Consider the following 22705-nt stretch of genomic DNA (forward strand, 5'->3'; position numbering starts at 1 on the left):
GCTTATTGTAATATGTTTTTTAAAAGGCCGTCTGAAACTCAGTTTAATCGCCTAGATTAAACTGTATCAGTTGATAGTATTCAATATCTTCCCGAGCTTTTTTGGAAACAGTTAATCCCAAAACAGCTCTACGCGCAGCATTATCTAATCGGGAATAACCACTGCTTTTGATAATTTTTGCTGTATCAACCTTTCCTCCTGCTACATAAATCTCCATAATGACATAACCCTCTTCTCCATTTTCTGCTGATACAGGAGGATATTTTAGAGAAGGAATCTGTGCAATATTCACCATTGCCTGTTTCTCAGAAATAATAAAAAATTTGGCAACGCTGGGAATGTTGACTTTGATATAGGCTTGCTCTTTGGATACTTTATTCAAACAATCCAATAAAGGCTCACCTATTAAATCCAGTGCAATATGCGGATTATCGTTCCATTGTTTAAATCTATCAGGATCAATTGCTGCACATTTTTGTTCCTGAACTTTCTTCAACTTCTTATGATAACCTTTCAGGGTATGAGCATAAACCCACTTTGGTTTGAATCGTTCAAATGAAGCAATTTTCTGCTTTGCCGACTCCATAAATTCAGAAGAAACTTTACCCCTCTTTCTCCATACTGCTTGACCGACCCTGCCTTGTTCATCAACAGGAACAACAGCCCAAACAAACCCTTGTTGAGCCTCAATAGGTAATCCCAAATTTTTCATCACATTCAGTGGCCTTTTTTCCAATGCCCTAATGGACTCTGAAAATGCTAAGCCAGAAATACCAAGCATAACGGCGGCAAGCAATATTCTCTTCATTTTTAGAACCTTATAAAAACAGAAAGGCCGTCTGAAATATTTTCAGACGACCTTTTTATACTGGTTTAACGATGGTAGTTAGGCGCTTCTTTGGTGATTTGTACGTCGTGAACGTGGGATTCGCTCATACCGGCAGAAGTGATTTCCACAAATTCTGCTTTCTCGTGCATTTCAGCAATATTGGCGCAACCCAAGTAACCCATGCTGGAGCGCAGACCGCCGGTCAGCTGGTGGATGATGTTCACAATCGGGCCTTTGTAAGGAACGCGGCCTTCGATGCCTTCAGGAACATATTTGTCTGTGCTGTCGGTTTTGTCTTGGAAGTAGCGGTCGGCAGAGCCTTGGCTCATCGCACCCAACGAACCCATGCCGCGGTAAGACTTGTAAGAGCGGCCTTGATAAAGTTCGATTTCGCCTGGTGCTTCTTCCGTACCGGCAAACATACCGCCGAGCATGACGCTATATGCACCTGCTGCCAGAGCTTTGGCAATATCGCCGGAGAAGCGGATACCGCCGTCGGCAATCAGGGGAACTCCTGTACCTTTCAGGGCTTCGGAAACATTGTGAATCGCAGTCAGTTGAGGCACGCCCACGCCGGCCACGATACGGGTCGTACAAATCGAGCCCGGGCCGATACCGACTTTAACGGCATCTGCACCTGCGGCCACCAAATCCAAAGCGGCTTTAGCAGTCGCGATGTTGCCGCCGATGACTTGGATGTGCGGATAGGTTTCTTTTACCCAGCGCACGCGATCGATAACGCCTTGGCTATGGCCGTGGGCAGTATCAACCACAATCACGTCTACGCCTGCTTCTACCAATGCTTTGACGCGCTCCTCAGTATCGCCGCCGGTACCCACTGCAGCACCGACGCGCAGACGGCCTTCGGCATCTTTGTTGGCATTAGGGAATTCGGTTGTTTTCAGAATATCTTTAACTGTAATCAGACCTTTGAGTTCGTCTTGGTCGTTCAATACCAAAACGCGCTCAACTTTGTGCGCATGCATGATTTCGCGGGCTTCATCAATGCTGGTACCTTCAGGTACGGTCACCAAACGGTCGCGGGGGGTCATGATGGCAGAAACCGGCAGATCGACACGGTTTTCAAAACGCAGGTCGCGGTTGGTCACGATACCGACCACTTTGCCGTTTTCCACAACAGGTAGACCGGACATTTTGCGTTTGCGTTGTGCGCGCATTTCCAAGACTTCGCGGATTAATGCAGTCGGCGCAACGGTAACGGGATCTTTCACCACGCCGCTCTCATGGCGCTTCACTTTGGAAACGGCACGCGCTTGCAACTCCGGCGTCATGTTTTTATGGATAATGCCGATGCCGCCTTCTTGAGCCATAGAAATGGCCAGACGCGCTTCGGTAACGGTATCCATTGCAGCAGAAAGTAGAGGAAGGTTGAGCGTGATATCGCGGGTGAGTTTGGTTTGAAGTTTGACATCTCGAGGCAGCACGTTTGAGTGCGCTGGAACCAACAAAACGTCGTCGAAAGTATAGGCTTTTTCTACAATACGCATGATGCTCGGTCTTTCAGTTTGTGCAAGATGCACGGCATTATATCACACCGGCTTGATGCTAACATTGGCAATACATGTTTTAACGTTATTTTTTTACATGATTTGATCCGCAGTACAAAAATATGCCAACGCATTGCAGTTTCAAGTAAAATAGGTCGAATGAGAACATCATTTACATAAGGGAAACCCATGAAATCTTCCGTACTCAAAACCTGTCTGATAGCAGCCCTTCTCTCTTCCGCCGCCCTGACCGGCGCGGCCGAGGTTTACACTTGGAAAGGCGCGTCGGGCAACAGCTATTCTGACACGCCAAACCGCCTGCAACCGAAGCGTTCCGGCGTGGTCAACATCCGCACGCACAACGTCAAACCTGCCGTTGCACCTGCTGTTGCAGCATCTGAGCCGGTTGCCGAGCAGCCCAACGAACAGGTTGCGGAACAAAACAAACAAATCGAAGAGCGCAATAAAAAAATCGAAGAACAAAACCGCCAAAATAAGCTGGAAAACTGCAAAATCGCCAAAATCAACCGCCAAGTTGCCGAAAGCGCACGCTTGGCCAATCGCGACAGCCTGATTAAGCAATACCAAAACGACGTCAACAAATACTGCAATTAAGCTCTCGGATAACAATATCAAAAAGGCCGTCTGAAATTTAATTTCAGACGGCCTTATTTTTTCAGCCTATCAATAATACACCTGAACCAACAACAAACCGATGGCTAAACTGAATGCCATGCTCAACAGGCCCGGAATCATGAAGCTATGGTTGAAGATAAATTTGCCGATTTTGGTCGAGCCGGTTGTATCGAAGTCGATAGCGGCAATAATCGGACCGTAGTTCGGAATAAAGAAATAGCCGTTTACCGCAACAAATGTGCCGATAATGATGGGCGCAGGAATACCCAGTTTGATGGCGATTGGGAACAGCGTCGCCACTGTCGCGCCTTGACTGTTGACCAATACCGACAAGACAAACAGGGCGAAGGCAAAGGTCCACGGTGCAGACTCAACCAAATGGCTGACGGTCGATTCCACTTCTGTTAAGTGGCCGTTCATCAAGGTATCGCCTAACCAAGCCACGCCAAACACCGCAATCACGGCACGCATACCGGCATGGAATACCGAACCTCGGGTAATCGCATCGCCATTGGGTTTACACGCCAAGATAATCAGCGCAGAAGCAGACAACATCACGATTTCAATCGTATGCGCCATGCCCATAGGCTTAATCGCGCCATCGTGTTCAAAAGCAGGACGCAGCTCAGGCAGCGCACCCATTACTACCACCAGCAATGCCGCAGTCAAGAAAATACCGACCGACAATTTGGCTTTCGGCGAAATGGCGACATCGGTTTTTTGTTCCTCTACATCGATGTATTCTTTCACATAGTTCGGGTCTTTCAGCAAAGCCTGATAATGCGGATCGTCTTTCAATTCTTTGCCCAGTTTGTTTACAAACACGCAAGCCAAACCGATACCCAAAATCGTGGACGGAACGGTAACTTTCAACACGTCCGCCATCGTGATGTGTTGCGGCTCAAGCATGGTAACGCAGGCAACAACGGCGGCGGCAATCGGGCTGGCGACAATCGCAAATTGGGAAGCGATAACCGCCATCGTCAGCGGACGGGAAGGACGGATGCCATTGCGACGACTGACTTCGGCAATCACAGGCAAGACCGAGTAAGCCACATGGCCTGTACCTGCCAAGACGGTAAAGGTGTAAGTTACCGCCGGCGCGATAAAGGTGATGTATTTCGGATTGCGGTGCAACACGCGCGTGGCAATCTTAATCATATAGTCCAAACCGCCGCTGGCCTGCATGGCCGCCGCGGCAGACACTACCGCCATAATCATCAGCATCACATCAATCGGAGGGCTGGTCGGTTGAAGATGGAAACCAAAAGACAATACGGCCAAGCCGATACCGCCAAGCACGCCCAAACCAATACCGCCAACCTGCGCACCAATCAGGATACACAGCAGCACAACGGCAAACTGAATAAAAAACATAGTTGACATCACAACTCCCAAAATCCGGCCTTAGCCGAAATAAAATTACAAACGGTTGGATTATAGAGTAAACCCTCTTCCCTAACCATACTTTACCTAATTATACATACCGATCTACATTAAATAAATAATATTCTCATTTAACCAATAGACTCATTAAAAGCACAAAAAAAGGCCGTCTGAAGATTTTCAGACGGCCTATATAGTTTAAAAAGATGATACGGCTATTTTCCGGCTATTTCTTCATCTTTTATAAAATCCGATACGCCATGAACACAGCGGATTTTACGTTCCGACAACGTTGCCTCCAACAAGGCATCGTTTTGCGGCAAGGAATCGCGTTCTGCCTCATTGTGCCAGAGGTGGTACGCAATGCCGGCAAATTTCAAATTATGGCGTTTCATCCCGTTATGATAGCAACGGGCGACAAATTCGCTGTCTTCCCTGCCCCAGCCGACAAAGCTATTGTCAAACCCGTTGACGGCAAGCGCATCGCTGCGGAAAAAGCCCATATTGCAGGTTTTGATGCCTTTGTGTTTGCGGTTGCCTTTTCGGCCTGCCAATTTGGCCAAACAACGACAGCGCAGGGCGGACAGCCGTTTTTCTATCCCCGAGCTGAACATAGACAAAGCAGGCAAATCGCCTTCGTCCAAAATATCCTGCGTTTTATCCGCAGTCAAAATCACGCGGGAACCCTGTATCAGACGGCCTTTGCGGGCAATCTTCAAATGATCGGCGATAAAAGACGGATCCAAGACCATATCGCCGTCAATCAACACAATATAATCGCTTTTCGCCTGCGCCAACGCACGGTTGCGCGATTCGGCGGCACGAAAGCCTCTATCCGGCTGCCATGAATGCTTAACGGGAATGCTTGTTCTGCGGCGGATAAAATCAACCACTTCGGCGGTTTCCTGCCTTGAGCCGTCATCCGCGACAATAATCTCATCAGGCAGACGTGTTTGCGATAAAGCCGATTTCAACACCAGCTCCAAAGCATCGGGGCGATTGTAAGTGGTGATAATCAGGGAGACGGTTATCGTGCGGTTGCGCTCGTAGAGTTTGACATATTTGTAATACGAACCTTGTGCATTGGAAACTGAAATCGTCAGCCCGTCCGCCCCATAGGCAAAACCGCGCTTGAGCAGGTAATTTTTCACAAACGATACGCCGCCATGCAGCAAAGCCTTAAACGGCGAACTGTCTTTCTTGAAGCGGTTTTCTTCCGCATACAGCGAGCTGTACTGCTGCATTTTCTGAATCAGCCCTTCGGCGTTTTCAAAAGAATAATGTTTCAGACGACCATCAAGTTGTTTAACCTTGGCCTCCTGCGGCAACACCAAAGACTCATGCACCTGACGGTCGGAAAAACGGGTAAATCTGCGATGATAAAGGCGCGGAATAATATCCGGATACCAGCCGCAGCCCTTAATCAGTCTGCCGTGATAATGGTTCAGACGGGAAAGCGAAAAAATATGCTCCTTCTCATTTTCCAAAACGGCCGCACGAATGGATTCGATTAAAGCCTCATCCGCCACTTCATCGCTGTCTATGCTGAAAATCCAATCGTTTTGCGCCAGTCTGGCCGCCAGATTTTTCATCGGGCCAAATCCGATAAAGTCATGCTTGTAATAGCTGACATTGGAAAATCCCTTGGCAATTTCAAAAGTACGGTCGGTCGAGCCGTTGTCCAACAGCAGGACTTCGTCAAAGTCTTTCAGTGCACTCAAAACTTCTGAAAGATAACGTTCTGAATTTTTTACCAACATGGCGGCGGTTGCCGGAATTGTGTGTATCATAAAAAGGCCGTCTGAAAAAGGAAGCTGTATTTTAACCGATATACCGCTACAATATGTCCTCCTTTTTTCAGACGGCATGACTCATGCAGCTTATTCTTGCCCCCATGCAGGGGCTGGTGGACGATGTGATGCGCGACCTGTTGACGCGTATTGGCGGATTTGACGAATGCGTCAGCGAATTTGTCCGCATTACGCACACGGTCCACTCACGCGCCACTTGGCTTAAATATGTTCCCGAAATCGCCCATGCCAACCGCACGCCGGCCGGCACGCCCTGTACTGTCCAGCTTTTGGGCAGCGATGCGGAAAACATGGCCGTCAATGCTTTGGAAGCCGTGCGTTTCGGTGCGGACAAAATCGACCTCAACTTCGGCTGCCCCGCGCCGACGGTCAACAAACACAAAGGCGGCGCGGTCTTGCTCAAAGAGCCCGACTTGATTTACCACATCGTCCACACCCTGCACCAACGCCTGCCGCAACACATTCCGCTGACTGCCAAGATGCGGCTCGGTTATGAAGACAAAAATCTGGCATTGGAATGCGCTTCTGCGATTGAAAACGGCGGCGCATGCGCGTTAACCGTCCATGCGCGCACCAAAGTCGAAGGCTACGAACCGCCGGCACATTGGGAATGGGTGCGCAAAATCCGCGATGCAGTCAATATTCCCGTTACTGCCAACGGCGATGTGTTCAGCCTTCAAGACTATCTCGACATTAAAACCGTCAGCGGCTGCAACAGCGTGATGCTGGGTCGAGGCGCGGTTATCCGTCCCGACTTGGCGCGGCAAATCAAGCAATATGAAAACGGCGAAACAGTGAAAGACACCGACTTTGCCGAAGTCTCCTCATGGATAGTCCAATTCTTCGACTTATGCCTTGCCAAAGAAGCCAACAACAAATATCCGGTTGCCCGTTTGAAACAGTGGCTGGGCATGATGAAAAAAGAGTTTGAACAGGCGCAGATATTGTTTGACCGCATCCGCGCCGTCAAAGAAGTGGATGAAGTAAAACAGATTCTGCTGTCGTTTGAACAAGAGATGCATTCATGATTTAAAAAGGCCGTCTGAATTTCAGACGGCCTTTGATTTCATCACCTACATACATAATCAGCCAACAGTCTGCCTTTTTCCGCACTGGCTGCATTAGCCATATTTACCTGTCTGGTCTCAGGGCCATTCTTGGATTTCAGGGCTTCGCCATATTTTCTGGCAAACTCTTTATTGGCACTGGTCACTCTTGACTCAGTGGAATCCAATATAAACCCGTCTTGCTCATATTTACCTTGCGCAGTAATAATCAAGATATTTTCAGGTGAAGGATAATCCGGGAAATTAACATAGTTGGTAACCAGCTTGTAGGAAACGCCTTTGCCGTGTTTCATATCCTGACAGATGCCGTTAGGCGCGGTAAAGACTGCATGGCCGATACGGCCGTGGCCGAAATCGTAAAAATCGATTCTCTTCGCAGAAACCAACAGTTTTCTATCGTTGCCGTCATTGATATTTAATGACTTGCCGTTTACCAAAAACAGGGTTGGCAACAAGGGGTTGCCATGAGAGGCTTCCAAATTATATGCTTCGCCCAACAGCTTGCCCTGACGATACACAGTCAAGACAGGCTTTTTCAGACCATTTTCCGGATTGCCGGTTTTCTTAAAAGAAATCTTCTGAAGTACATTGCCAAATTCATAATAAGGGCGCGACTGCACGCCTGTTTTCGTATCCTGCAGGGCGCTCCAGTTGCCGTCCATCGTTTGGGCGCACGCAGTCAAAGCAACAAACAGAATACCCGATAGTAAAACTTTAGAATGTTTCATTCATAAACTCCTTCTCAAGTAAACAAAAAAACGGATGTGTGCCTTTACTGCCTAATTTTGTTTCTTTATTAAAATTTTAGAACCATTGCACTAACTTAGCAAGGGATTAAAGAACAGGCCGTCTGAACATTCAGACGACCTTGATTAAGCTCAAATTTTACGAAGCCAAAACGCGGTGGAACAAAATCTCATTTTCCAAATGGATATGGTCTTTCAAATCATCCACCATCTCTTTGGCCAAAGTGTACAAACGGGTCCAGCTGCCGCAAGCGCCTTCGGGAAGCTCAAAATTGTTGGTCAATTCTTCCAAACGCGCGATGGCTTGGTCGTGTTCTTCATGCTCGTGCATCATCACGCTGATGGGCATTGCCGCGCCGCGACCCACGCCCTGATTAATCATTGGGAACAACATGCGCTCCTCTTTCATCATGTGCATCAACAGCTCGTTTTGCATATAGGCCAACAAATCAGGAACTTCGGCAGGGAAAGTATCGGCATGAACCTGCGCCACTTTTTGCGCCAGCGGAACCAACTCTTCAAACTGGGCGCGGTGGACATTGTGGTAACGCTGCAAAATATGGTCAATGGTGGAATTGAAAGGTGCAGTTTCCCAAAGGGTAAAGTCGGTCATGGCTGTGTTCCTTTAAAGATTGATATTGGATGAATGTTAGACATAAGGATACACGCTGCAAACGGCTTTGTATAGTTTTTTAATTGCTTAATTAATTGATAATAAAAGTTATTTTCAAAATTAAAATACCAAACAGGCCATCTGAAACATAAAGTCAAAGTTTCAGACGGCCTGCCCTTTTCTTAAATAATCCAACGATATAAGGCAATCATTACCGGCATGGTTACCACGCAAAGCAAGGTCGTCAGCCCATAAATCGCGCTGGCTTTTTGGGCATTTTTGCCGTAAACAACCGCCATTTGGGTAACTGTCGAAGCGGCAGGCGAAGTCGTTGCCAAAAAGCTGATTAACACAACCGTATCCGCATGCGCATCATGATGGGCAAAACCGCAGGCTTTAACGGCGAAAAGCAATAATACCGGAATCAAAATCAGCCTTAAAAAAGCAACGAGATAAAGCCTCGGCGTCCACACAATCGAACGCAACGGCAAAGAGGCCAGCAGCATACCCGCCACCAACATGGCAACCGGGCCAATCATGCCGCCCACCGTCGCCAAAGTATTATCGACAATATGCGGCAACTTGATTTGAAAGGTAAACATCAGCAGCCCGACCAACATGGATAAAATGTTGATATTGGTGAAAATAGTTTTCCAAGCCACATTTCCTTGGCCGCAAATCAACAGGCGCAGATGCGTCCAAAACAAAAACGTCTGCACCAAGATAAAACCAGTGGTGTAAATCACCCATTCCGGCCCAAAGACCGACATTACCAAAGGAATAATCAGGTTGCCCGAATTGCTGTACACCGTAGCTGCGTGTTCGAGTGCATCGAGTTTAAACAAGTGCTTAAACAACCTGCCCAGAACAATCAACACCACATGGAAAAACACCGCCAGCATGACGGAAAGCTTCAGCCCTTCGATAATCTGCGGCGTATTGTCCATCTGAAAGGCATGAATCATGACGGACGGGCTGATCAGGTAAAGCGCGATGACAGAGAGCGTGTAGCTGTTTTCCGATTTCAACAGCCCGGCCTTCACCAAGGCCACGCCCATCAAAACAATCAGCGTCAGCTCGATAATTTTTCCGGCAAGCAGAAAAGAGGTTTCCATAACAAAAAAAAGCGGCAAAAACGTTGATTTTACGCTTCTACCGCTTGGCATGCCAAATTCAGACGGCCTGAAGCCTTTTTCCAACAACCCGACATAATTTGCCCTACCGCAAAGCAAATCAATATAAATCTGTCCGTATATCCGCTATAATCAGCCATTTTCTTCAAACAGGAAATATCATGTCCCCCAGCCGTTTCAATCAAACGGGCCCAAAAATCGGCCTGAGCGTACGCCTTGCAGAAACCCAAGCTGAAATCGAAGCCGCCCAAAGATTGCGCTATCAAGTTTTTGCCCAAGAATTGGGTGCGGAAATCGAAAGCGATGACGGCCGCGATGTCGATCCTTATGATGAACATTGCCACCACCTGCTCGCCTTTGACGATGCAACCGGCGAGGTAATCGGCTGCTACCGCCTGATTACCGAAGAAACCGCAAAAAAAGTCGGCGGCTGGTACAGCGAGCATGAATTCGACCTTGAGCCTTTAAAAGACATTCTGCCGCAAACCGTCGAACTCGGCCGCGCCTGTACCCACCCGGACTACCGCAACGGCGGCTTGGTCATGCTGTTGTGGACTGGTTTGGTTAAATTCATGAAAGACGAAAACCTGCGCTTTATGATTGGTTGCGGCAGTATCGAAATGCGTGACGGCGGCAACGATGCGGCCGGCCTGTATCATGCTTTGAAAGACAAATACCTCGCTCCGGCACAATGGTGTGTCAAACCGCTCAACCCGCTTAAATGGGACAGCATCACGCCGTCTGAAAATCCGCCTGTACCTGCACTGATCAAAGGCTATCTCAAAGCAGGCGCGTGGTTCTGCGGCGAGCCTTGCGTCGATGAAGCATTCAACTGCGCGGATGTGCTGATCATGATGGACATCAACCATCTTTCCGACCGCTACTTACAGCGTTTTGCCCCTAAAACCGATTCATAATAAAAGGCCGTCTGAAACTTCAGACGGCCTGCCTAATCTTTATAAAAAAACACACACAATGACCGCCAAAATCCGTTTTATCTTCCGTCTTCTCTGTATTGCCGGCTGCCTTTTGTACGGCATGGCCGAAATGTTTTTTCTGTTTCCCTTTTACAGCAGCAAACGCAAACTGCGCGCGATTCAATTATGGTCGCTGCGCGTGCTCGCCTCCTGCGGCATGAAACTGCAAACTTTCGGCACGCCGCCGCAAGAAGGCCGCGGCCAGATGCTTATCAGTAACCATATTTCATGGTTGGACATTATGGCGGTCAACGGCGCATTTCCCGGCCGTTTCGTGGCTAAAGACGATGTGGCCAAATGGCCGGTGGTCGGTTATCTCGCCACACAGGCGCAAACGGTTTACGTCTCGCGCAACCGCGGTATCAAAGGCAATTCTGCCAAAATCGCAGGCGTAACCGAAGCACTGAAAAACGGCGATACCGTCACCATTTTCCCCGAAGGCACCAGTACCGAAGGCCGTGAAATCCTGCCGTTCAAACCCAGCTTTTTTCAGACGGCCTATGATGCAGGCGTACCGATTATTCCGGTACTCTGCCGCTATCCGAATCCGGACGGCAGCAGCCCCAATCCGCATACTGCCTACTACGGCGACATCAGCCTCTGGCAATCCATCTGCATGGTCATCAGCCAGCCTTCCAGCACGGTCGAGCTGCATTTCCTTGATCCGATTGAAGCGGGAGAAGACCGCTACGCTACCGCGCTTCAAGTACACGCCCTGTTGAGCGAAAAGCAAAAACAGTTGGGCTAATCAAAAAAAGGCCGTCTGAATGTTCAGACGGCCTTTTCCATTATCTTATGTCTTAAGATGAATATTGCACTGAATCGCTACCGCTTTTCTTTTGAATAAATTCAATTTTGTAGCCGTCCGGATCTTCGACAAACGCAATCACGGTCGTGCCGTGTTTCATCGGACCGGCTTCGCGTACCACTTTGCTGCCCATCTCTTTGGCACGTTCACATGCCGCATAAGCATCATCGACTTCAATCGCGATATGGCCGTAAGCATCGCCCAAGTCGTAAGACTCGGTATCCCAGTTGTGGGTCAGTTCCAAAACAGTATGGTCCGCCTCATCGCCATAACCGACAAAAGCCAAGGTAAAACGGCCTTCAGGATAATCGCGGCGGCGCAGCAGTTGCATGTTCAATACGTTTTGATAGAACTCCAAAGAGCGTTCGAGATTGCCGACACGCAACATAGTATGAAGCAAGCGCATGATTTTGTTCCTTTCTGAATTATGTTTGGTCATGGATTATAACACATCGGGCATTTGCCCCCTCATCTTAGAAAATTCCGATACATACACCGTGTAGAAATGAAGCGTATCCTCTATCGCCATTTGAATTTCATGTATTAACAAGCACACCGACTGACTAAATTGCTATAATCGCCACACTTACAACACAACACTTCAAACCGTCATGAAAACCTTTGTTCTTCCAGATACCCGCCCTTATCCGCAGAGCCCTATCAAAAACTACCTTCTGCTCAATGCCTATCAGCTGGCGCACAACTCCTCCTCCGCATCACGCAAGCTTTCAGCCGGCCAACTGCAAACCGAAATCCGCACCATGCTCAGCCAAAACCATTACATCAACCTTTCATTGGCAATGACCATGGCGCCCGATGTCGGCACTTACACTAGCCTGATTCAAAGCGTGGGCGAAGTCCTGAAGGCAGAAAACGATAACGAAGCCCAATGGTTTGCCCTGCCTGTCGTTTTGGTTGCTGGTTGCAAAAAAGAACAAACCCTGCCGCTCACACTGCCTACTGAAGCCCTCTTCGCCTGCCTGCAAAACTACCCCAACCTGCGTGCCCTCACGCAAAACACGCAATGGCTACCCTACCTCGTCCAATCTACCGATTTGAGCAGCGTTACCCCGGGCGAGTGGTTCCAAGCTAAGCAAAACGATAAAGCGGCAGGCGCATTCCTGCAAAAATTCGAATACAAACCATTGACGCTGCCCGAAGGTCAATCCGTCCATGTTGTTTACGCGCTGGGCTACGGTGATAAAAGCATTCAGACTGCCTTGGGCCTTAACCTGCAACAGGCAGGTCTGCCACTGATGCAGGTTTGGCAAGAGCATCTCGCCCTCGACGGCGTTACCCTCTTCACCAACCCGCTCTCGCCCAATACGCCGCTTGACGCGCTGACCGAAGGCAGCCATACCCGCCAACGCATGGCCATGGACGTTTTTGCCACCAACGCCATCCGCGCCATCCGTATGCAAAGCCCGCGTGTCGGCGTTGTTGCCGCAGCAAAAGCGGACGGCAAGCTCCAGTTCAGCTTCAACGCGACAGACAGCGCGTTTGAAATTGTTCCGCAGACCTTCACTTGGGAGCTGGCTTCAACCGACAATATCGCCATCGTGCAGCAAAACTTCCTCGACTTGATGGCTGAATGCCGAATCGAGCACCTCTACCTGCTGCACAACCCATTGGGCGAAAACGAGAACATCCCTACTTATGCCCAAGCGTTGAAACTGGAAGGTCATAATCCTTTCTTCAGCAATGTAAACTAAATTGAAAATGCAACACGCAAAGGCCGTCTGAAAACGGTTTAGCGTGTTGCATTGATTTTCAAACCTTACCGCTCATTTTCACGCATATGAAAACCCACAAAATCCTTTTCGTCTGCCTCGGCAACATCTGCCGCTCCCCCATGGCCGAATACGTCCTGCGCCACCGCGCCCGCGAAGCAGGCATGGGCAATGCAGTCATTACAGCCAGCGCAGGCACATCAGGTTGGCACGACGGAGAAGACATGCACGAAGGCACGCGCCGCGCGCTCAAGCAACACGGCATCGACCCGTCAGGCTTTACCAGCAGCAAAATCAAACCCAGCGATGCCGAACATTTCGACTACATCATCGTGATGGACGACAACAACCTCAAAGAAACCGAAAAGCAGCTCGGCTTCCACCCCGGCAAAATCTTCAAACTGACCGACCTTATCCCTGATTCAGGTTACAACCACGTTCCCGATCCGTGGTACACAGGCGACTTTGACGAAACCTACCGTCTGGTCGATGCCGGCAGTTTGGCCTTGTTGGAAAAATTGAAACAGGCTTAAACCGACTTTAATAATAAAAGGCCGTCTGAACAGCTATCCGCAAAAGCCATGCTTTCGTGATTCCCTGTTCAGACGGCCTTTATTGATCACCGCAATCAACCTACGCGATAAAACGCCAAGCTGCCCAATAAATTCGGCAGATGTTTAATCTGTTTATTGCCGGTCATGACGGCACGCTCAAGCACGCGGATTTTGTTTTTGGCGCACAGCAAATCAAAGTCTTTGAGGGTACACCAATGGATATTGGGCGTATCGTACCAATGATACGGCATCCGCTCGGAAACCGGCATATGGCCGCCGACCGCGATTTGAAAGCGGTTGCGCCAATAGCCGAAGTTAGGGAAGCTGACGATGGCCTGTTTGGCTACGCGCATCAGGCAGCGCAGGATTTTTTCCGTGTTCTGCATCGCCTGAATGGTTTGGCTCAAGACAATCACATCAAAGCTTTGATCGCCAAAAGCCACCAAACCTTCTTCCAAATCAGCTTGAATGACGTTCACGCCGCGGGATATGGCGGCAATCACGCTGTCGGTATCGATTTCAACGCCGTAGCCGGTGCAATTTTTATGCTCTACCAACGCGGCCAGCAGCTCGCCGTCGCCGCAACCTAAATCGAGTACGCGGCTGCCTTCGGGTATCCAATCGTAAATGAGTTGCAAATCGTCGCGCAGATTCATTTTTGGCAGTCCTTGTAAACGTTGTTCATGTAAGCAGCAACCGCACGGATATAGGCCTCGTCTTCCATCAAGAAGGCATCGTGGCCGTGATTGGATTTAACTTCGATGTACTGCACGGATTTTTGCGCGGCGATTAATGCCTTGACCAATTCATGCGAACGTTGCGGCGAGAAGCGCCAGTCGGTGCTAAAGCTGGCAACGAAGAATTTGGCCTGCACATTTTCCACGGCGCGCGTGAGGTTGTGGCCGTAATCGGCGGCCGGGTCGAAGTAGTCGAGCGCCTTGGTCATCAGCAGATAAGTGTTGGCATCGAAACGGCCGACAAACTTATCACCTTGATAGCGCAGATAAGATTCCACTTCAAATTCAACGCCGTAGCCGTATTGATAGCCGTCTGATTTTAAATCGCGGCCGAATTTTTTACCCAAGCCGTCTTCGGCAAGATAGGTGATGTGCCCCATCATGCGCGCGATACGCAAACCGCGTGAAGGAACGGTATGATGGCTGCGGTAATTGCCTTCATGGAAATCGGGATCGGTCAAAATAGCCTGACGGGCAACATCGTTAAACGCGATGTTTTGGGTGGAAAGTTTAGGCGCGGAAGCGATAACGAGCGCGTGAGCAACGCGTTCAGGCAAAGAAATCGTCCATTGTAATGCCTGCATACCGCCCAAACTGCCGCCGACAATGGCCGCCCATTTTTGAATGCCGAGATAATCGGCAAGCATGGATTGGGACTTCACCCAGTCTTTGACGGTTACTACAGGGAAATCCGCGCCATATTCGTGGCCGGTTTCAGGATTTTCGGACAAAGGGCCGGTACTGCCGTCGCAGCCGCCCAAGTTGTTCAAACCGACAACGAAAAAGCGGTCGGTATCAATAGGTTTGCCGGGGCCGACCATATTGTCCCACCAGCCGGCGTATTTATCCTCTGCACTGTGCTTGCCGGCAACGTGATGATTGCCTGACAGGGCGTGGCAGATAAGGACGGCATTGCTTTTGTCGGCATTGAGTGTGCCGTAGGTTTCAATCATCAGGTCGAAACGAGGTAAGGTTTTGCCGTTTTCCAGAGCAAGCGGTGTGTCAAACGGGATTTTCTGGGGCGTTACAATGCCCACTGAGGCATTTGTTGTCATTTGTAATTTCCAAGTGAAGCGGCAAAAGGGGTATTATAACGTTTCGTTTTTGTTTTGTGCATGAGGCTTCAGACGGCCTGCCCTGATTAAAGGCAATATTTTTGGGAGAATGTGGAATGATAGGCAGGCTTTTACGATTTTTTTTCTTTTGTGCCATAGCGGCATTGATTGTGAACCGTTTGTTCAGCCGCAAACAAAAGCGCACCATTCGGGAAATCGCCAAAATCAGCGCGTGGGTATTGCTGGGCGCAGCGGCCGCTACGCTGTTTTGGTATCTGATGATGCTGTTTTTCAAGCATATTCCCAATTCTTATTGATAAAATATAAAAGGCCGTCTGAAAACCTTAATCCAGCGTTTTCAGACGGCCTTTTAATATTCAAACTTAAAACAATTCTTCCGGAATCTTGCAAACCGGAATCGGATTGACTTTGTGCTGCATGGCTTTGTGCAATCGGGTATAGATTGCCAAAACTTCGCGCTGTCTGCCTTCAAAATCTTCAGGCTTGTGGCTGTCGTACACGCTCATCGCCCATTCGAGTTCGGGATAAGATGCGCCCATTTGCTCTTCATCGGTACGCTCGGTATCCCAAAGGCCGTCTGTCGGCACGGCTTTTTGAATGTCTTCCGATACATCCAACTCGGCTGCCAACGCGTACACTTGAGTCTTGGTCAAATCGGCAATCGGGCTGATGTCCACACCGCCGTCGCCGTATTTGGTGAAGAAACCGACGCCGAAATCTTCAATTTTATTGCCCGTCCCCGCCACCAGCAAACCATGCAGCTGGCCGTAATAATAAAGCGTCGTCATGCGCAGGCGGCTGCGTGCATTGGCAAGTGCCAGCTGTTTGTTGGGAAATTCGGTTTCGCTGACGTCAACGGTATCGGCGAAAGTATCGAAAGTTTGGGTCAAATCGACGCTTTGCGCTTTTACATTGGGATAACGCTTTTTCAGACGGCCCATGTGTTCTTGTGCGCGGTTGACTTGGTCGGATTTCTGACGAATCGGCATTTCCAACAACAAAACCGACGAACCGGTTTGCGCGGCAAGGGTGGAAACCACGGCAGAATCGATGCCGCCGGATACGCCGACGACAAAACCTTTGGCACGCGCCTGCTCGGCGTAATCTTTGAGCCATTGAACGATATGGCGGATGATGGCTTGGGTTTGCATAGGGATAAATGTTCGCTTCAAATAAACCGAATGATAGCCTGATTTGCACTTGTCTGAAAGACGACAGGGTATAATGTTTCTTTTATTTCTTGCACACACACCATGTCCAAACCCATTCTTTTGCGCTGGCTCGGCGTCTGCCTGATTCCGCTTGCCACCCTTTTATGGTTTGCCCTCAACCCGCCCGAAGACAAAACGCAACACCTCATCAACGGTATCATCCTTGCCTGCGAAGCCACATTCCTATTTAAATTCGTCCTCTTTGACGTCATCAAACACCACCTCAAACAAGAGCCCGAATTGAAACGGCAAAGCATTTGGATGTTTATCCCGATTGTTTTGCTGATTGTTTATTTATTCCACTATTTCGGCGCATTCTGATGTTTTCAGACGGCCTTGGGCATATTTTTCCATGAACACCACCCCACCTTATACCTGCTGGATTTTCTGCAACGTCATCGATAACTTCGGCGACATCGGCGTTTCATGGCGGCTGGCGCGTGTTTTGCAACGCGAACTCGGCTGGCAAGTGCATTTGTGGACAGACGACTTCCCGTCCCTTCAGGCACTCTGCCCTGACTTGGCCTCGATTCCCAATATCCATCAAGGCATCGGCATTCACGCTTGGCAAGCCGACTACGCCGAAGAGACCGATACAGCCCCTACTCCTAACGTTGTTATCGAGACCTTCGCCTGCGAACTGCCCGACAACATTCAAACCATCATCCGCCGACACCGATCGCTTTGGCTTAACTGGGAATACCTCAGCGCGGAAGACAGCAACGAGAGGCTGCACTTAATGCCCTCGCTCCAAGCCGGCGGCATACAGAAATACTTTTGGTTTATGGGTTTCAGCGAAAAAAGCGGCGGCCTGCTGCGCGAACGCGATTACGCCGAATCTGCCAGCTTTGATACGGAAGCCTTACGCCGACAACTCAAACTTCCCGCAAAAAACGCGTCCGAGTGGCTGCTTTTCGGCTATCAAAGCGATATTTGGGCAAAATGGCTGACCATGTGGCAACAGGCCGGCCAACCTATTACCCTGCTGCTTGCGGGTACGCAAATCATCGCCAGCCTGAAAAACAGCGGCCTAGTGCCGCAAAATGCTCTGCTTGAAGATGGCGATATGTATCAGAGCGAACACATTACCCTGATCAAAATCCCTTTTGTCCCCCAACAGGATTTCGACAAACTGCTCAACCTTGCCGACGGCACCGTCATACGCGGCGAAGACAGCTTTGTTCGCGCCCAGCTCGCCGGAAAGCCTTTCTTTTGGCACATCTATCCGCAAGAAGAAAATATCCATCTCGACAAACTGCACGCGTTTTGGAACAAAGCGCATCAGGTTTATCCTGATGTTGTCGCCACGGTACACCGCCGCCTTTCCGATGAACTCAACAACGGTGAAGCACTCAGCGACAGCCAGCGTCTGCAGGCATGGCAAACCCTGACTGCACACCAAAATGAATGGCGGCAAAGCGCGGCAAAATGGCGGGACGGACTTTTTGCTCAAAAAAGTGCCGTTGAAAAACTTGCCGCCTTTATTTCAAAGCACAAAAAAATACGCTAAAATAGCGCGTTTTATTACAACCGATTTGATTGGAAAACTACAATGAAAACAGCACAAGAACTGCGCGCCGGCAACGTATTCATGGTCGGCAACGATCCTATGGTCGTTCAAAAAACCGAATACATCAAAGGCGGCCGCTCTTCCGCCAAAGTCAGCATGAAACTGAAAAACCTGCTGACCGGTGCCGCTTCTGAAACCATTTACAAAGCCGACGACAAATTCGACGTCGTTATCCTGTCCCGCAAAAACTGTACTTACAGCTACTTTGCCGATCCTATGTACGTCTTCATGGACGAAGAATTCAACCAATACGAAATCGAAGCCGACAACATCGGCGACGCGTTGAAATTCATCGTTGACGGTATGGAAGACCAATGCGAAGTTACTTTCTACGAAGGCAACCCAATCTCCGTAGAATTGCCTACCATCATCGTTCGCGAAGTTGAATACACCGAGCCTGCCGTTAAAGGCGATACCTCCGGTAAAGTGATGAAAACCGCGCGTCTGGTCGGCGGCACTGAAATCCAAGTGATGTCTTATATCGAAAACGGTGACAAAATCGAAATCGATACCCGTACCGGCGAATTCCGCAAACGTGCTTAATCAGCCCGTAACACAAAAAGGCCGTCTGAATATTCAGACGGCCTTTTTATCAATCTGCCTTATTGTTTCTTCAAGCCCTTGGCTGCAACAGTCGCAATCGTACCGTCAATGCCTTTGCTCTTAATCAGCTCGCCAAATTGGTTGCGGTATACCGTTACCAAGCTGGTACCGTCCACGCGGATATTGTAAATCTTATACGCACCGCCGCTTTGGTAAAGCTGGTAGGCTACTTCATACTTGGTGCCTTTTTTGGTCTGAATTTCCGAGAAAACGTCAAACTTATTACCGTTTGCCGTCATCTTCGGCAACAGGCGCACATTCGCATCCGCCGCACCAATCAACGCGGAATGCGAGTACATCGCAATCACCATATCTTTGAATGCACGGATAAAATCGGTTTTCTGTTTGGCAGAAAATTCACGCCATGGCGCACCAACCGCCAAAGCCGAAATACGCTCATAATCCAGATAACGGTTAGCATACTGCTCAACCTGTTTCACACGTTGCGCTTCTGTCAAAGAAGTATTGCGTGCAATTTTCAACACGGCATCAATGTTTTGCTGCATCTGCTTTTGCGCCGGATGCGTTTCCGCCGCCACATAAGGCGCGGCAATCACCATCGGTGCGGCTACAATCAAAGTCTGAAGAAAACGGGTCATGACGATATCCCTCCAAAATAAAACCGCATTGTAAAAACAATCTATTCCAAAAAACTTAATTCTTTGTAAAAGCAGTCATGAGCAATGAAAAATCCTGCAATTAAATTTCAGACGGCCTGATAAAAATAAGATAACATACGAACGCTATTTTAAAAGGAAAAAGCCATGCCCTATGTCAACATCAAAGTAACCGGCGGCAACGAAGCCCCGAGTGCGGAACAAAAAGCCGAATTAATTCGCGGCGTCACCGAATTACTCTCACGCGTTCTCAACAAAAACCCCGAGACGACCGTCGTCGTCATCGACGAAATCGATATGGACAACTGGGGCATAGGCGGTAAAAGCGTGACGGTTCGCCGTGCCGAAGCGCGCAATAAGTAAGCCTCGGCCGTCTGAAACCCTTTTAATTTACCCACAAAAAGAGTACATTTATCCCATTGTTAACAATTTTACGGAACACACATCATGGAGAAATTCCCTAAATCATCCAAACTGGACCACGTTTGCTACGACATCCGCGGCCCGGTTCACAAAAAAGCCCTGCAACTGGAAGAAGAAGGCAACAAAATCCTCAAGCTCAATATCGGCAATCCGGCTCCGTTCGGCTTTGAAGCGCCTGATGAAATCTTGGTTGACGTCATCCGCAACCTGCCGACTTCACAAGGCTATTGCGACTCCAAAGGCCTTTACTCCGCACGCAAAGCCATCGTCCACTACTACCAAACCAAAGGTCTGCTCGACGTTACCGTCAACGACGTTTACATCGGCAACGGCGTCTCCGAATTGATTACCATGTCCATGCAGGCGCTGCTCAACGACGGCGACGAAATCCTGATTCCCGCACCAGACTATCCTTTGTGGACCGCCGCCGCAACACTGGCAGGCGGCACCGTCCGCCATTATCTATGCGACGAAGAAAACAACTGGTTCCCCAACCTGGCCGACATGGAAGCAAAAATTACGCCTAAAACTAAAGCCATCGTCATCATCAACCCCAACAACCCTACCGGCGCAGTGTATAGCAAAGAAATCCTGCTGGAAATCGCCGAACTGGCGCGTAAACACGGTCTGATTATTTTCGCCGACGAAATTTACGACAAAATCCTCTACGACAACGCCGTACACCACCATATCGCCGCGCTTGCCCCCGACCTCCTGACCGTTACATTCAACGGTCTCTCGAAAGCCTACCGCGTTGCCGGATTCCGCCAAGGCTGGATGATACTCAACGGCCCGAAACATCATGCAAAAGGCTATATCGAAGGCTTGGACATGCTCTCGTCTATGCGCCTTTGTGCCACCACACCCATGCAACACGCCATTCAGACGGCCTTGGGCGGATACCAAAGCATCAACGAATTCCTCCTCCCCGGCGGCCGCCTGCTCGAGCAACGCAACAAAGCATGGGAACTGGTCAACCAGATTCCGGGCATATCCTGCGTCAAACCCATGGGCGCATTGTATATGTTCCCCAAAATTGATACCGAAATGTACAGCATCCATGACGACATGAAATTCATCTACGACTTACTCGTACGTGAAAAAGTCCTGTTCGTCCAAGGCACAGGCTTTAACTGGATACGCCCGGACCACTTCCGTATCGTTACCCTGCCGCCCGTTCATCAAATCGAAGAAGCCATGGACAAACTCAAACGCTTCTTGCAAAACTACCATCAATAAACCTAAGCTAGACAGGCCGTCTGAAAAAGCAAACTGCTGTTCAGGCGGCCTCTTTAATCAAACAGCAACTTGGCAAAGCCTGCCGACATGCGTATAATCGACTTTTCCTATCTGGGGGCGATCTTGGTTTCGACGGGGGTTGCAAAGCAGATGCGGGCATACCGGGGTCTCAGATTTCCCGTAAAACACTGAATTTAAATAGTCGCAAACGACGAAACTTACGCACTGGCCGCTTAAGGCCTGCCGTTGCAGCAGTTGGTCAATGGGCTGTGTAGCGCAAGCTACCGCAACGTCATTCTACATTGACTGGTTTTCTGTCGGGTTACTTGGCAGGAAACGAGATTTAAGGTAACTGGTTCTCTGAAGGCCTGTTGGTCGGCATGATGGGGACGAGATTCTAAATAGACACAACTAAGTATGTAGAACGCTCTGTAGAGGACTTTCGGACGGGGGTTCGATTCCCCCCGCCTCCACCAGATTTAAAGCGCAAACTTTTGATATAAAAAGGTTTGCGCTTTTTTATAAACTTAAACAGGCCGTCTGAAAAATTTCAGACGGCCTGTTTTATCTCAAATATCTGAGCGAAAAAACGTTTTCTTTCGATACATTCCCAATAGTGCTTTAAAAAAATTTCAGCCTCACATTTTTCTATCGGATTTCATATTCATTTTACGATGAGGTCTAACCGTTACACTCAATGGCAGATGATCTGACAAATGCTGCCAGTCTTTACTGTTGTGGATTTCAGAATCGATGACATCAAGATTGCGTGTATAAATGCGGTCGAGGCTGAGGATGGGCAGGCGCGAAGGGAAGGTTTTGGGGCGTTTGCCTGTATTATCGACGAATACTTCGTTCAAATCTAATGCCCTGCCCAGCTCACGCGCTGATTTCTGCCGCCAGTCATTGAAATCTCCGGCGATAATCAACGGGCTTTCCGGACGAATATATCGACTAACGTAGTCGCTGATGGCACGGTATTGTTTGAGGCGGTCCGGTTCGCGCAAGTTGAGGTGGACGCACAAACACACCAGCGGGTCTTCCCAACCTTCGGGCACGACCTCGCAATGCAACAGGCCACGCTGTTCGAGTTTGTTGACGCTGATGTTGAGGTTGTTTTCCGTTTTCAGCGGTAGGCGGCTGAGAATGGCGTTGCCGTGGTGTCGTTTGGGATAGACGGCATTTTTGCCGTAGCTGCGATGATAATCGAGGCTGTCGCCGATGATATCGTAATGCGGCGCATCGGGAAAGTCGGTACGGCGGCTTCTGTTGAGATGTTGTCCTTGGACTTCTTGTAAAAACAAAACGTCCGAACCCAATGCACCCAGCGCGTCAGCCATGCGGTTGACCTGCACTTTGCGGTTGAGCGCAGACATGCCTTTGTGCATATTGTAGGAAGTAATGGTAACTGGACGGGGAGACATGATGTGT

At 49.2% G+C, this 22705-nt stretch carries 25 protein-coding genes and 1 other RNA gene; 13 read left to right on the top strand and 13 right to left on the bottom strand.

The window, feature by feature from the left end; genetic code table 11:
• Positions 1-43: 43 nt before the first annotated feature.
• The gene (locus DBY97_RS01065; RefSeq protein ID WP_070826163.1) at positions 44-808 is read right to left on the bottom strand and encodes an energy transducer TonB; all 765 of its coding nucleotides are present in this window, start codon (positions 806-808) and stop codon (positions 44-46) included.
• 65 nt (positions 809-873) lie between these two features.
• Positions 874-2337 carry an IMP dehydrogenase gene (guaB, locus tag DBY97_RS01070; RefSeq protein ID WP_003678893.1) on the bottom strand — a complete coding sequence of 488 codons (1464 nt, stop codon included), beginning with the start codon at positions 2335-2337 and terminating at the stop codon, positions 874-876.
• Between the two features lie 189 nt (positions 2338-2526).
• Between guaB and DBY97_RS01075 the strand changes: the two genes are divergently transcribed.
• On the top strand, positions 2527-2952 hold the full coding sequence (locus tag DBY97_RS01075; protein WP_049322303.1) for a DUF4124 domain-containing protein: 426 nt from the start codon (positions 2527-2529) through the stop codon (positions 2950-2952).
• A gap of 69 nt (positions 2953-3021) precedes the next feature.
• Here the strand turns inward: DBY97_RS01075 and DBY97_RS01080 are convergent, their stop codons facing one another.
• Together DBY97_RS01080 and DBY97_RS01085 are read right to left on the bottom strand one after the other, a co-directional pair.
• Positions 3022-4350, bottom strand: coding sequence for an anaerobic C4-dicarboxylate transporter family protein (locus DBY97_RS01080; protein ID WP_107857152.1), 1329 nt, complete (start codon positions 4348-4350; stop codon positions 3022-3024).
• A gap of 224 nt (positions 4351-4574) precedes the next feature.
• A complete protein-coding gene (locus tag DBY97_RS01085) occupies positions 4575-6149 on the bottom strand; it encodes a glycosyltransferase family 2 protein (RefSeq protein WP_107857153.1) in 1575 nt (524 codons plus the stop codon).
• Positions 6150-6232: 83 nt separating this feature from the next.
• Between DBY97_RS01085 and DBY97_RS01090 the strand changes: the two genes are divergently transcribed.
• Positions 6233-7198, top strand: coding sequence for a tRNA dihydrouridine synthase (locus tag DBY97_RS01090; RefSeq protein ID WP_107857154.1), 966 nt, complete (start codon positions 6233-6235; stop codon positions 7196-7198).
• A 41-nt stretch (positions 7199-7239) separates the two neighbouring features.
• Here the strand turns inward: DBY97_RS01090 and DBY97_RS01095 are convergent, their stop codons facing one another.
• The 3 genes from DBY97_RS01095 to DBY97_RS01105 all read right to left on the bottom strand — a co-directional run bounded on the left by DBY97_RS01095 (position 7240) and on the right by DBY97_RS01105 (position 9711).
• Positions 7240-7965 (bottom strand): hypothetical protein, encoded by a 726-nt coding sequence (locus tag DBY97_RS01095; protein WP_107857155.1) that lies wholly within the window; start codon positions 7963-7965, stop codon positions 7240-7242.
• A 157-nt stretch (positions 7966-8122) separates the two neighbouring features.
• Positions 8123-8596, bottom strand: a complete 474-nt coding sequence (dnrN, locus tag DBY97_RS01100) for an iron-sulfur cluster repair protein DnrN (protein WP_070460041.1) — start codon at positions 8594-8596, stop codon at positions 8123-8125.
• A gap of 182 nt (positions 8597-8778) precedes the next feature.
• The gene (locus DBY97_RS01105; protein ID WP_107857239.1) at positions 8779-9711 is read right to left on the bottom strand and encodes an AEC family transporter; all 933 of its coding nucleotides are present in this window, start codon (positions 9709-9711) and stop codon (positions 8779-8781) included.
• Positions 9712-9890: 179 nt separating this feature from the next.
• On the opposite strand from DBY97_RS01105, the gene DBY97_RS01110 reads away from it, so the two are divergent.
• A complete protein-coding gene (locus tag DBY97_RS01110) occupies positions 9891-10646 on the top strand; it encodes a GNAT family N-acetyltransferase (protein WP_070460034.1) in 756 nt (251 codons plus the stop codon).
• 58 nt (positions 10647-10704) lie between these two features.
• Positions 10705-11454, top strand: coding sequence for a lysophospholipid acyltransferase family protein (locus DBY97_RS01115; RefSeq protein ID WP_107857156.1), 750 nt, complete (start codon positions 10705-10707; stop codon positions 11452-11454).
• A 52-nt stretch (positions 11455-11506) separates the two neighbouring features.
• Here DBY97_RS01115 and gloA read toward each other — a convergent pair whose 3' ends face one another.
• Positions 11507-11920, bottom strand: coding sequence for a lactoylglutathione lyase (gloA, locus tag DBY97_RS01120; protein ID WP_234394512.1), 414 nt, complete (start codon positions 11918-11920; stop codon positions 11507-11509).
• Positions 11921-12125: 205 nt separating this feature from the next.
• On the opposite strand from gloA, the gene DBY97_RS01125 reads away from it, so the two are divergent.
• Both DBY97_RS01125 and DBY97_RS01130 read left to right on the top strand, forming a co-directional pair.
• Positions 12126-13226, top strand: a complete 1101-nt coding sequence (locus DBY97_RS01125; protein WP_107857158.1) for a conjugal transfer protein — start codon at positions 12126-12128, stop codon at positions 13224-13226.
• An 86-nt stretch (positions 13227-13312) separates the two neighbouring features.
• Entirely contained in the window at positions 13313-13777 is a 465-nt protein-coding gene (locus tag DBY97_RS01130) for a low molecular weight protein-tyrosine-phosphatase (RefSeq protein ID WP_107857159.1), read from the top strand.
• A gap of 95 nt (positions 13778-13872) precedes the next feature.
• Here DBY97_RS01130 and metW read toward each other — a convergent pair whose 3' ends face one another.
• Positions 13873-14454 carry a methionine biosynthesis protein MetW gene (gene metW, locus DBY97_RS01135; protein ID WP_003682452.1) on the bottom strand — a complete coding sequence of 194 codons (582 nt, stop codon included), beginning with the start codon at positions 14452-14454 and terminating at the stop codon, positions 13873-13875.
• Positions 14451-15590: a homoserine O-succinyltransferase MetX gene (gene metX, locus DBY97_RS01140; RefSeq protein ID WP_063068764.1), complete on the bottom strand. Its 1140-nt coding sequence runs from the start codon at positions 15588-15590 to the stop codon at positions 14451-14453. The genes metW and metX overlap by 4 nt, the downstream gene beginning before the upstream one ends.
• A 116-nt stretch (positions 15591-15706) precedes the next feature.
• On the opposite strand from metX, the gene DBY97_RS01145 reads away from it, so the two are divergent.
• Entirely contained in the window at positions 15707-15907 is a 201-nt protein-coding gene (locus DBY97_RS01145) for a protein MIGRI (protein ID WP_003682450.1), read from the top strand.
• 66 nt (positions 15908-15973) lie between these two features.
• Here DBY97_RS01145 and nadE read toward each other — a convergent pair whose 3' ends face one another.
• Positions 15974-16762: an NAD(+) synthase gene (gene nadE, locus DBY97_RS01150; RefSeq protein ID WP_107857160.1), complete on the bottom strand. Its 789-nt coding sequence runs from the start codon at positions 16760-16762 to the stop codon at positions 15974-15976.
• A gap of 102 nt (positions 16763-16864) precedes the next feature.
• Here nadE and DBY97_RS01155 point away from each other — a divergent pair, with 102 nt between their 5' ends.
• The 3 genes from DBY97_RS01155 to efp are packed head-to-tail and all read left to right on the top strand — an operon-like array spanning position 16865 to position 18935.
• A complete protein-coding gene (locus DBY97_RS01155; RefSeq protein ID WP_107857161.1) occupies positions 16865-17143 on the top strand; it encodes a hypothetical protein in 279 nt (92 codons plus the stop codon).
• Between the two features lie 31 nt (positions 17144-17174).
• Positions 17175-18332, top strand: coding sequence for an elongation factor P maturation arginine rhamnosyltransferase EarP (gene earP / locus DBY97_RS01160; protein ID WP_107857162.1), 1158 nt, complete (start codon positions 17175-17177; stop codon positions 18330-18332).
• A gap of 42 nt (positions 18333-18374) precedes the next feature.
• Positions 18375-18935 carry an elongation factor P gene (efp, locus tag DBY97_RS01165; protein ID WP_002213793.1) on the top strand — a complete coding sequence of 187 codons (561 nt, stop codon included), beginning with the start codon at positions 18375-18377 and terminating at the stop codon, positions 18933-18935.
• 59 nt (positions 18936-18994) lie between these two features.
• Here efp and DBY97_RS01170 read toward each other — a convergent pair whose 3' ends face one another.
• Entirely contained in the window at positions 18995-19594 is a 600-nt protein-coding gene (locus DBY97_RS01170; RefSeq protein WP_107857163.1) for an MlaC/ttg2D family ABC transporter substrate-binding protein, read from the bottom strand.
• Positions 19595-19759: 165 nt separating this feature from the next.
• Here DBY97_RS01170 and DBY97_RS01175 point away from each other — a divergent pair, with 165 nt between their 5' ends.
• The 3 genes from DBY97_RS01175 to ssrA all read left to right on the top strand — a co-directional run bounded on the left by DBY97_RS01175 (position 19760) and on the right by ssrA (position 21750).
• A complete protein-coding gene (locus tag DBY97_RS01175; protein ID WP_049333410.1) occupies positions 19760-19975 on the top strand; it encodes a tautomerase family protein in 216 nt (71 codons plus the stop codon).
• A gap of 84 nt (positions 19976-20059) precedes the next feature.
• On the top strand, positions 20060-21274 hold the full coding sequence (locus DBY97_RS01180; protein ID WP_107857164.1) for a pyridoxal phosphate-dependent aminotransferase: 1215 nt from the start codon (positions 20060-20062) through the stop codon (positions 21272-21274).
• A 113-nt stretch (positions 21275-21387) separates the two neighbouring features.
• Positions 21388-21750: a transfer-messenger RNA gene (gene ssrA, locus DBY97_RS01185) on the top strand.
• Positions 21751-21912: 162 nt separating this feature from the next.
• Here the strand turns inward: ssrA and DBY97_RS01190 are convergent.
• The gene (locus DBY97_RS01190) at positions 21913-22698 is read right to left on the bottom strand and encodes an endonuclease/exonuclease/phosphatase family protein (protein ID WP_107857165.1); all 786 of its coding nucleotides are present in this window, start codon (positions 22696-22698) and stop codon (positions 21913-21915) included.
• Positions 22699-22705 lie beyond the last annotated feature (7 nt).

This window comes from Neisseria subflava, from assembly GCF_003044645.1.
GTDB classification, from domain to species: Bacteria; Pseudomonadota; Gammaproteobacteria; order Burkholderiales; family Neisseriaceae; genus Neisseria; species Neisseria subflava_B.

Coding starts and splice junctions, on each gene's coding strand:
- metW (WP_003682452.1), bottom strand. CDS start 14,454: ATGAATCTGCGCGACGATTTGCAACTCATTTACGATTGGATACCCGAA.
- gloA (WP_234394512.1), bottom strand. CDS start 11,920: ATGCGCTTGCTTCATACTATGTTGCGTGTCGGCAATCTCGAACGCTCT.
- DBY97_RS01115 (WP_107857156.1), top strand. CDS start 10,705: ATGACCGCCAAAATCCGTTTTATCTTCCGTCTTCTCTGTATTGCCGGC.
- DBY97_RS01065 (WP_070826163.1), bottom strand. CDS start 808: ATGAAGAGAATATTGCTTGCCGCCGTTATGCTTGGTATTTCTGGCTTA.
- DBY97_RS01090 (WP_107857154.1), top strand. CDS start 6,233: ATGCAGCTTATTCTTGCCCCCATGCAGGGGCTGGTGGACGATGTGATG.
- guaB (WP_003678893.1), bottom strand. CDS start 2,337: ATGCGTATTGTAGAAAAAGCCTATACTTTCGACGACGTTTTGTTGGTT.
- DBY97_RS01105 (WP_107857239.1), bottom strand. CDS start 9,711: ATGGAAACCTCTTTTCTGCTTGCCGGAAAAATTATCGAGCTGACGCTG.
- DBY97_RS01130 (WP_107857159.1), top strand. CDS start 13,313: ATGAAAACCCACAAAATCCTTTTCGTCTGCCTCGGCAACATCTGCCGC.
- efp (WP_002213793.1), top strand. CDS start 18,375: ATGAAAACAGCACAAGAACTGCGCGCCGGCAACGTATTCATGGTCGGC.
- DBY97_RS01145 (WP_003682450.1), top strand. CDS start 15,707: ATGATAGGCAGGCTTTTACGATTTTTTTTCTTTTGTGCCATAGCGGCA.
- DBY97_RS01075 (WP_049322303.1), top strand. CDS start 2,527: ATGAAATCTTCCGTACTCAAAACCTGTCTGATAGCAGCCCTTCTCTCT.
- DBY97_RS01125 (WP_107857158.1), top strand. CDS start 12,126: ATGAAAACCTTTGTTCTTCCAGATACCCGCCCTTATCCGCAGAGCCCT.
- DBY97_RS01180 (WP_107857164.1), top strand. CDS start 20,060: ATGGAGAAATTCCCTAAATCATCCAAACTGGACCACGTTTGCTACGAC.
- nadE (WP_107857160.1), bottom strand. CDS start 16,762: ATGCAAACCCAAGCCATCATCCGCCATATCGTTCAATGGCTCAAAGAT.
- DBY97_RS01175 (WP_049333410.1), top strand. CDS start 19,760: ATGCCCTATGTCAACATCAAAGTAACCGGCGGCAACGAAGCCCCGAGT.
- DBY97_RS01080 (WP_107857152.1), bottom strand. CDS start 4,350: ATGTTTTTTATTCAGTTTGCCGTTGTGCTGCTGTGTATCCTGATTGGT.
- dnrN (WP_070460041.1), bottom strand. CDS start 8,596: ATGACCGACTTTACCCTTTGGGAAACTGCACCTTTCAATTCCACCATT.
- DBY97_RS01190 (WP_107857165.1), bottom strand. CDS start 22,698: ATGTCTCCCCGTCCAGTTACCATTACTTCCTACAATATGCACAAAGGC.
- metX (WP_063068764.1), bottom strand. CDS start 15,590: ATGACAACAAATGCCTCAGTGGGCATTGTAACGCCCCAGAAAATCCCG.
- DBY97_RS01095 (WP_107857155.1), bottom strand. CDS start 7,965: ATGAAACATTCTAAAGTTTTACTATCGGGTATTCTGTTTGTTGCTTTG.
- DBY97_RS01170 (WP_107857163.1), bottom strand. CDS start 19,594: ATGACCCGTTTTCTTCAGACTTTGATTGTAGCCGCACCGATGGTGATT.
- DBY97_RS01155 (WP_107857161.1), top strand. CDS start 16,865: ATGTCCAAACCCATTCTTTTGCGCTGGCTCGGCGTCTGCCTGATTCCG.
- earP (WP_107857162.1), top strand. CDS start 17,175: ATGAACACCACCCCACCTTATACCTGCTGGATTTTCTGCAACGTCATC.
- DBY97_RS01110 (WP_070460034.1), top strand. CDS start 9,891: ATGTCCCCCAGCCGTTTCAATCAAACGGGCCCAAAAATCGGCCTGAGC.
- DBY97_RS01085 (WP_107857153.1), bottom strand. CDS start 6,149: ATGATACACACAATTCCGGCAACCGCCGCCATGTTGGTAAAAAATTCA.